At 62.8% G+C, this 8,074-nt stretch carries 9 protein-coding genes and 1 tRNA gene; 3 read left to right on the forward strand and 7 right to left on the reverse strand.

From position 1 onward, the window contains the following. Positions 1-19: 19 nt before the first annotated feature. A complete protein-coding gene (locus AC1D00_RS16485) occupies positions 20-508 on the reverse strand; it encodes an Lrp/AsnC family transcriptional regulator (protein WP_027542695.1) in 489 nt (162 codons plus the stop codon). Positions 509-715: 207 nt separating this feature from the next. Further along, entirely contained in the window at positions 716-1,021 is a 306-nt protein-coding gene (locus AC1D00_RS16490; RefSeq protein WP_092182237.1) for an ETC complex I subunit, read from the reverse strand. A 256-nt stretch (positions 1,022-1,277) separates the two neighbouring features. On the opposite strand from AC1D00_RS16490, the gene AC1D00_RS16495 reads away from it, so the two are divergent. Next, positions 1,278-2,447, forward strand: coding sequence for an OpgC domain-containing protein (locus AC1D00_RS16495; protein WP_477011410.1), 1,170 nt, complete (start codon positions 1,278-1,280; stop codon positions 2,445-2,447). 22 nt (positions 2,448-2,469) lie between these two features. Here the strand turns inward: AC1D00_RS16495 and AC1D00_RS16500 are convergent, their stop codons facing one another. Beyond that, on the reverse strand, positions 2,470-2,664 hold the full coding sequence (locus tag AC1D00_RS16500; RefSeq protein WP_027542692.1) for a hypothetical protein: 195 nt from the start codon (positions 2,662-2,664) through the stop codon (positions 2,470-2,472). A 1,265-nt stretch (positions 2,665-3,929) separates the two neighbouring features. On the opposite strand from AC1D00_RS16500, the gene AC1D00_RS16505 reads away from it, so the two are divergent. Both AC1D00_RS16505 and AC1D00_RS16510 read left to right on the forward strand, forming a co-directional pair. Next, positions 3,930-4,091 carry an RNA-binding protein gene (locus tag AC1D00_RS16505; RefSeq protein ID WP_477011411.1) on the forward strand — a complete coding sequence of 54 codons (162 nt, stop codon included), beginning with the start codon at positions 3,930-3,932 and terminating at the stop codon, positions 4,089-4,091. A gap of 195 nt (positions 4,092-4,286) precedes the next feature. Beyond that, positions 4,287-5,717: a DUF6056 family protein gene (locus AC1D00_RS16510; RefSeq protein WP_477011412.1), complete on the forward strand. Its 1,431-nt coding sequence runs from the start codon at positions 4,287-4,289 to the stop codon at positions 5,715-5,717. A gap of 117 nt (positions 5,718-5,834) precedes the next feature. Here AC1D00_RS16510 and AC1D00_RS16515 read toward each other — a convergent pair. The 4 genes from AC1D00_RS16515 to AC1D00_RS16530 form a co-directional block, all read right to left on the reverse strand. After that, positions 5,835-5,911: transfer RNA gene (locus AC1D00_RS16515), tRNA-Pro, on the reverse strand. An 87-nt stretch (positions 5,912-5,998) separates the two neighbouring features. Next, positions 5,999-6,484 carry a DUF192 domain-containing protein gene (locus AC1D00_RS16520; protein ID WP_135173659.1) on the reverse strand — a complete coding sequence of 162 codons (486 nt, stop codon included), beginning with the start codon at positions 6,482-6,484 and terminating at the stop codon, positions 5,999-6,001. A 124-nt stretch (positions 6,485-6,608) separates the two neighbouring features. Beyond that, the gene (locus AC1D00_RS16525) at positions 6,609-7,268 is read right to left on the reverse strand and encodes a cold-shock protein (RefSeq protein WP_027542689.1); all 660 of its coding nucleotides are present in this window, start codon (positions 7,266-7,268) and stop codon (positions 6,609-6,611) included. 198 nt (positions 7,269-7,466) lie between these two features. Beyond that, positions 7,467-8,074 (reverse strand): Sir2 family NAD-dependent protein deacetylase (locus AC1D00_RS16530; protein ID WP_477011413.1); only part of this gene is annotated, 608 nt, incomplete at its 5' end.

Consider the following 8,074-nt stretch of genomic DNA (forward strand, 5'->3'; position numbering starts at 1 on the left):
ATCCACGCAAGGAAGTCCCCTATCCCGCCGCCGCCGCGACCTCCTGCAACGGCAGCGGCACGTCCTTCGCGACGCCCAGCACCGGGAAGCTGCGGACGTTCTTGACATCAGGCATCGCGGCGAAGTGCAGCAGCTGCTGGCGCATGCTCTCGACGCTCGGCGCGACGCATTTCAGGAGATAGTCGGTGTCGCCCGAAATCCGCCAGCACTGCTGGATGCGCGGGATCGCGGCAATCGAGCCCTCGAACGCCTCCAGCACCGGCTGGGCCTGGCTGCCGAGCTGGATCGACACGAACGACACCACCTCATAGCCGAGCAGCCGCTCGTCGATGACGGCACGCACCGCCCGGATCACGCCGCGGCTGAACAGCGACTTCAACCGCCGCAGGCAGTTGGGCGCGGACACGCCGACGCGCAGCGCCAGCTCGTTGTTGCGCACCCGCCCGTCCTGCTGCAGCTCGGATAATATCTTCAGATCGACGCCGTCGAGCTGGTCACGCCCGGCCATACCCCACCTCGCCCTGAGCCTGTCATGCCTGGTGGCAGCGAAGCATGGGGTGGAATTGCTGCCAAGGGCCTCGACCGCCGCAGCGGTCCGAAGGACGGCGTCGCTTCCGCTCGCCTATGTCCCGGCCATCCACGTGATTCACCCTCCCGCCAAAACGGATGCCCGGGACAGGCCCGGGCATGACGACGTCTTGGACGAGAAAGGCCTTTAATGCGTCCAGGGCTCGCCGCGCCGGAACGAGAAATTGTCGGCATAGGCAACCGGCCGGCGGATCGAATCCTGGGGCTCGATCACCTGGTAGGCGATGCCCTTGCGCTCGCAATAGGCGACCGCCTCTTCCTTGCTCTGGAAGCGCAGCGTGATCTGCTGCTTCATGTCGCCGGACGAGGTCCAGCCCATCAGCGGCTCGACCGCGCGCGGCTGCTCCGGCTCGTAGTCGAGCTGCCATTCCCGGGTCTTGGACCGGCCGGATTGCATCGCGTTCTTGGCGGGCTTGAAAATGCGTGCGGTCATGGGGCGTCYGGGCCTTTTCGTCTTTTCGTTCGATTTCGATGCGTCAGGGTGGCAGTTGGTGGAAACMTCAGGGATAGTATAGAGACACCGATCGGGAACTGATCGGTGATTCCGGCTCCCCGGTCACCCTCACCGACGGTATAGTCATTATGCTGCACCGTGACAATTCCGTACCCGCCTTCCGCGCCGGGATTCCGCCCGGCCGCACTGCCTCGCCGACATCAGCATATCCGTCCCCTCCGAGAGCTCCCGTCGCATGGCCTTCCTGAACATCAACGCCACGCTCCCCGAAAAGGGTCGCGATCTCAGGCTCGACCTGTTTCGCGGCGTCGCCAACTGGGCGATCTTCCTCGACCACATCCCCGAGAACGTCGTGAACTGGATCACGACCCGCAACTACGGCTTTTCCGACGCGGCCGACCTGTTCGTCTTCATCTCCGGCTACACCGCCTCCTTCGTCTATGCGCGGATGATGCTGGACCGCGGCTTCATCGTCGGCGCCACGCGCCTGACCAAGCGGGTCTGGCAGCTCTACGTCGCCCACATCATCCTGTTCGTGATCTATATCGCCTCGATCAGCTATCTGGCACTCCGCTTCGGCGATTCAGAGATGATCAACGAGTTCAACGTCGCCGGCCTTGTCGACAACGCCACCGAGACGCTGCGGCAGGGTCTGTTCCTGCGCTTCAAGCCGCTCAATCTCGATGTGCTGCCGCTCTACATCGTGCTGATGGGACTGTTTCCGCCGGTGCTGTGGTTCATGCTGCGCAAGCCGGACGTGACGATGGTGCTGTCGATCGTGCTGTGGCTCGCCGCGCGCCAGTTCGGCTGGAATCTGACGGCCTATCCGGCCGGTCAGTGGTACTTCAACCCCTATTGCTGGCAGGTGCTGTTCGTGTTCGGCGCCTGGTGCGCCATGGGCGGGGCGCGGCGCTCGATGACGCTGATCAACGCGCCGATCACGCTGTGGCTCTGCCTTGGCTATCTCCTGTTCGCGCTGATCATGACGATGGCCGGCCGCTTCCCGGCCTTCGGTGGCATGTTCCCGCAATGGCTATTCTCGGCCTTCAACCCCAACGACAAGACCAACCTAGCGCCCTACCGCTTCATCCACTTCGTCGTGATCGTGATCCTTGTGATCCGCTTCGTGCCGAAAGACTGGCCGGGCCTGGAGTGGAAGGTGTTCGATCCGCTGATCGTATGCGGCCAGCAATCGCTCGCGGTGTTCTGCGTCGGCGTGTTCCTGTCTTTCGTCGGCCATTTCGAGCTGTCGATGAGCTCGGGCTCGCTGTTCGCGCAGCTCTTCGTCAGCATCGCCGGCATCGCGATCATGACGACGGTGGCCTATTACATCTCGTGGTCTAAGCGGCAGGACAAGCCGTTGAAGCCACCGCCGGCCAAGCCTGCGGCGGCGAAGGTCGCGTGAGCTCGGCGGCAGCGATGCCGCCTCAGGCCGCCTCTTCGCCGTCGAACTCGGTGAATTTCCTGTAGATCCAGTCGCGGCCGTCGTGCCGGCGCCAGACCTTGCCATAAACGAGCTGCCCATTGATCGAGCGGCGCGGCACGATCACGGTCCAAAGGTGCCAGATTTCGGTCCAGCTCGACTGCGGACTGACGGTTTTGAAGTTGCGATCGAAAGGCATGACGCAGAACTCACAGGATACGCGCGCCGCGACGAACTGTGATCTTGTGTGAGCACGGATTCCAGGCAGCCCATCGCGAGCCGGCACCAATCTGATAACAGCCGCCAAAGTGGCCGCAACAACCGCTCGCCCTTAACCTAACCCATCAACCTTACCCGTCGCGGACCRGTGGCCGGACTGGTTGAAAGCCGGCGCTGGTTTTTCTACAATGCAGGCGTGATTTCAGAACAAGCGCGCCGTTTTCGGGACGCGTGATGAATTTGAACCGACGACGTGTTTTTTTGAGACCAGGACTTTTTGAAAAAGACTTACTGGGACGACCACAATGAAATTGCAGTGTGCATGTCTGCGCTTGGCGGTGAGATCGACGCCGCCCGTCCCGGCCGTCAGGACGTCAGCTCATGAGCCGCCAAAGGCCGCCAACGACAACCAGACGGTCTGGCCGTTCGTGCCGTTTCCGTCCGGCTGGCACGCGTCGAGCTGATTGGCCAGTTCTGAAGAACGTGACGCCTGAAAAGCGCAACGCCGCGCAAGCGGAAAATCTTCGCTTGGCGGCGTCCGTTAGGTATTGGGCGCTGAAATCCCCAACATCCATATGTCTGTGGCGACAGCCAAAGGTTCGATGAATCTTTGGTAATTGCGCGCTGGCCCGCCCGCGCCAATGCCTTGAAAAATCGCGCGGAAGTCGGGCTGCGCAAAGAACGGGTGCCAAGGCTTCAGGGCGGGGTCAGGCGCGAGCCGCGCAAGCGTTTCAGCTCGTATACGCTGCGCGGCCCGCTGCGGCGATCGCGCCCAGCTAGACGGCGGCGCTGGCGCTGGACGTGCTGTCGGATGCGCGCGTGGCAATGGTGCCGAGCGATCCTTGCGCGTTGTAGGTCTGTCCAGCTGATTGCCTTACTGCCTTGCGCGCTCACGGACGTCTCGACCTCGGTCGTGCCGTCGGAATAGGTGGTCGTGGTGGCGCAGCGCGGTTGCGCGCCCTGTCCGCTCCTTCAACGCGCCGGGCCTGCAAAGCAGGCGCCGGCAGCGTGAGAAAGTTCGATCCGGCACACATTTTCCGCGCCGGACGGCAGCAACCAATTGCCGCACGGCGCGTTGCAGCTTTTGCCCATTCGTCCGGCGCACCGGCGCGCGCCAACGATCGGCGCGCGTGCCGTGGATGGAAGGTCATCTCGTCTCACGTCCGTGTGAGCTGGAGCGCGATCGGTGAATTTCGTCGCGCGAGACGAGACCAATGAACAACGGGCCGCAAGACAGGGGGAGCTGTGAGCCAGATCGAAACGACCGAGAAACTCCCGGAGGCGCCGGAGCCCGAAAGCTCGCTGTTCGCAATGTGCGGACTTGGCGTCGCGGGGATCGTCATGCTGGGCTGGATCTGCGCCCTCGCCTGGATCGCCTGGCGCCTGGCCGATTGGCTATTGTTCTGATCCGCGGCTGTGGCCCCTCAGAAACTGCCATGTCATGTTTCTGCCGCCGGCCAAATCTACCAGTTCCCGCAGGAGCGTCACGGCGGAAACCTTCATAGGGAACGCCATGGAATGCCGCTTGCGTCCCGCGGGAGTTAGTCTATCGATTGCCGCCGATTCTTGATAAATTCCTTCTATGACTCGTTGGGAAATTTAATGGGGCGGCACTACGATCGAGCTCGGTGGCTTTGGGTTCTTGCTGCCCTCCCGCCCGCGCTTTTCGTACTCTTCTTCCTTGTGTTGACGGTCCTTGCAGATCCGCAGCACGACGATTTCTGCTTTTCGTACCGTTTTGTCGAGCAAGGGCTGATCTCGATCAGGGGCTTTTACGGGGAGGTCGGAGGTCGGATCGTACCCTATGGCCTCATCGACGTTCCCGCTGCCATCTCGCAAGCGACAGGCATAAGTCTGCTGTCCGCCTATTCTCTGACCATGGCAACAGGCGCAGTTGCTTTCCTCGCCGGCTGCATGGCCGCGGTCGCGCGAGCATGGCCGCGCATTCGCGGGCTGCCATCGATTTTCCTCGGTCTCGTTTTCGCCGCTGCGGTGCTGGGTGCTTCGACGAGCGTACGTGATCTGCTCTACTGGCTGCCCGGCGTGGCCTGCTACGTGCCCCCCGCGATCGCTTGCATCCTGATTTTGGCTGAGTGCCTTCGGGCCCTCGATGGCAAGGTGGAGTTTTCGACTGGTGCGATCCTCTGCATGGCGGCTGGCGGCTTCGTTGCAGCTCTGTGCAACGAGTTTACCGCCATCTGGCTCGTCGCGATTCTCGTGGGCTCGACCGTCGCGCGTCGTATGCTTGAGCAGAAGATGCAGATCGGTGCTCACGCGCTGATCGCAATTGCCGTCACGGCCGGCTGGGTGGTCGTTGTTGCAGCCAACGGCAACACCGCACGTATGGCGCACTTCACCGACAGGGGCCATATCGGCCATTCGCTCCTCGAGGCGCTGCGTTTCTCGATGGTGCAACTCGGACAATTCCTGCGCGAACCCGCGGTGATCACATGGCTGGTCGCCGTCGCCGCCTTGACGTACGCGATCCCCAATCGGTCCGAGGCCGCTCATCCCCGTGCGCGCTTCCTCGCGCCCGGCATCATCGTTCTCTGTCTGGCCTGTTGCTACTTCGAATACTTCGTACACTATTATTCTACGGGCATTCGGTTGGTTGAACGGGCGCAAAACCAGGCGCTGATCCTGCTTCTTTTCGGCTCCGGCCTGTCTGCTTCCTTACTGGTCCGAACCTACCGGAGTTCGCTGGAGCGGATGATTGCGCAGAGCGCAACCATCTCGTCGCTCAGCTCGGGACGCCTTCCCGTCGCCCTGGCTTGTCTTGTCGCAGCATTGCTTCTGCTTAGCAAAACGGCGTTCCTGGTCTACGCGGAAGGATCGAGCCTGTACCCGTACTGGCGGGAAACAGTCGCGCGGCACCGGCTTCTTACGACCAGCAGCGCTTCGGTCGTGACAGTGCCGAAGCATCGATGGACGCCGTCTCTGCTGCTGAGTGCCGACGTGATGGTGAATACGGGATGCATCGCCAGATATTTTGGCAAAGCCGAGCTGATCGTCGTTGAGCCCCCGGCAGATTGATCGCGCTGGCGGCGAACGATCCGGGCTGCCAGACGGCCTCGCCCTCAGCATCTTCCCAATTCGAATTTGCCCGGGAAGGAAGGACGCTCCCGCTTTGCCGTAAGTGTTTGAAATCACTGGTCGGGGCAGCTGGATTCGAACCAACGACCTGCAGTACCCAAAACTGCCGCGCTACCAGGCTGCGCTATACCCCGAATGTCCGGCGAGCCCTGTCGATACACGCTTCCCAAAGCGCCAGCAAGCTTCCTAAGAGGCGCCAGCAAGGCCCTCAACGGATGGCTCTATTTGCTGCCGAACAGCGGGTGGCCGACGCGGTCGCCGGGGCGGATGCCGTATTTCTGCGCCGTTCCCGCCACCACCTCCAGAACCGCCCGAGCCGGGCCCTTGGACGAGATGATCTTGGTCGACAGCGGCTCGGTATTCTCGGCAATGCGCAGGATGCGGCCGTCGGCGCGGATGAAGATCATGTCGAGCGAGACATAGGTATTCTTCATCCACATCGACACTTCCTGCTCGGGATTGAAGTCGAACAGCATGCCTTTGCCGTCGGCCAGCTCCTTGCGGTACATCAGGCCGGTCTGCTTCTCCTCCTCGGTCGTTGCCACCTCTACCGAGAACACCTGCACGCCGCTCTTGGTGACGATCTCGAGCGGCTGAAAGCTCGCGGCGCGGACGGATCCGCCCGCCACGACAACGCCGGCGACGACCAGGATGGCAGCAAGCCAGCCCCTCGCAACGGACCAGACAGCCTTTCGATCAAACTTCATGGGATGGCACTCAGGGCGTGGGAATGGAACAGTCCTACGCGGCGACCGCCCGAAAAGCCAGAGGCGCGCCGGTCAGCCGGCGCGCCTCTGCTCACGATTGCGGGAATTGGCGACCCGGCCGCCGCTAGTGCGACTGCAGTCCAGGCGATCCGGTCTCGGGATGGATCTCGGCCGCCATCATGCCCTTGGAGCCGGGCCCGAAGCGAACCAGCACATATTGGCCGGGGCGCAATTCGGTCATGCCGAAGCGACGCAGCGTCTCCATGTGCACGAAAATGTCGGGCGTGCCCTCGCCGCAGGTCAGGAAGCCGAAGCCGCGCAGCCGGTTGAACCATTTGACCTGGGCCCGCTCCAGCCCGCTGGTCGGGGTGACCGTGACGTGGGTGCGCGGCGGCAGCATCTGCGCCGGATGGATCGCGGTCGACTCGTCCATCGAGACGACACGGAACGCCTGGTAGCCCTTGGCGCGCTGGATGCACTCGACGACGATGCGGGCGCCCTCATAGGCGGTCTGGAAGCCGTCGCGCCTGAGCACGGTCACGTGCAGCAGCACGTCCGGCCAGCCATTGTCGGGAACGATGAAGCCGTAGCCCTTGGAAGCGTCGAACCATTTGATGACGCCGTGGACTTCGACGAGGTTGGCGCTGGCTTCGCCAAGGCCGGTGAACGGGCTGAGCCCGCTCTCGCGGCCGCTGCCGTGCTCGCCCGGCGTCATGCGCCCCGGCGAAGTGCCCTGTCCGGGAACTCCAAGCTTCTTGGACTCAAATCCGTCCGACGACCCCATAACCCCGGACCCCACACTGCCATGCAACCCGCCACATTGGCGGCGCTCGAATCACGCGTCTTAAGAGAATGTTCTCAATTCGACGCGACGCGAATCTTTCGACTCAAAAGATAACACTCCCGGTTGCGACGCATAGACAAAAAAGAGATTCGCCGGAACCTATGAACAGCTTGCACAGCCGCGAATCAAACTAACGCCTCAATTGCCGACAAAGGGTCCGAGCGTTTCGCCGATGTCGTGGCGGATGACGAGGTCGGCGATGTCGTCCTGCTCGGTCGGCTCGCGATTGATGATCACCAAACGAGCACCCGCGTTCTTCGCCATCATCGGAAAGCCCGCCGCCGGCCACACCACGAGCGAGGAACCGATCGCGATGAAGAGGTCGCAGGCGCGCGACAGCGCGGTTGCGCGCTGCATCTCCTCCTCCGGCATCATCTGGCCGAACGAGATCGTGGCGGTCTTCACCGGCTCGTCGCACACGGTGCAGTTGGGGGCGCCGTCCTCGATGAAACGGCGCTTCACCCAGTCGAGCTGATAGGCCTGCCCGCATCCGATACATCGCGCATAAGTAGTGTTTCCGTGAAGTTCAATCACGTGCTCGGCGGCGAAGCCCGAGACCTGGTGCAGATTGTCGATGTTCTGGGTGATGACCGCGGGGATCTTGCCGGCACGGTAGAGCGAAGCGAGCGCGCGATGGCCGCGGCCGGGCCGTGCCGCCGCAAAGATCTCCTCCATCGCGAAGCGTCGGCGCCAGGATTCGTCGCGCGCGTCCTGGCTCGCGACGAACTCGCCGAACTCTATCGGAC

Source organism: Bradyrhizobium sp. P2_E8 (genome assembly GCF_056403875.1).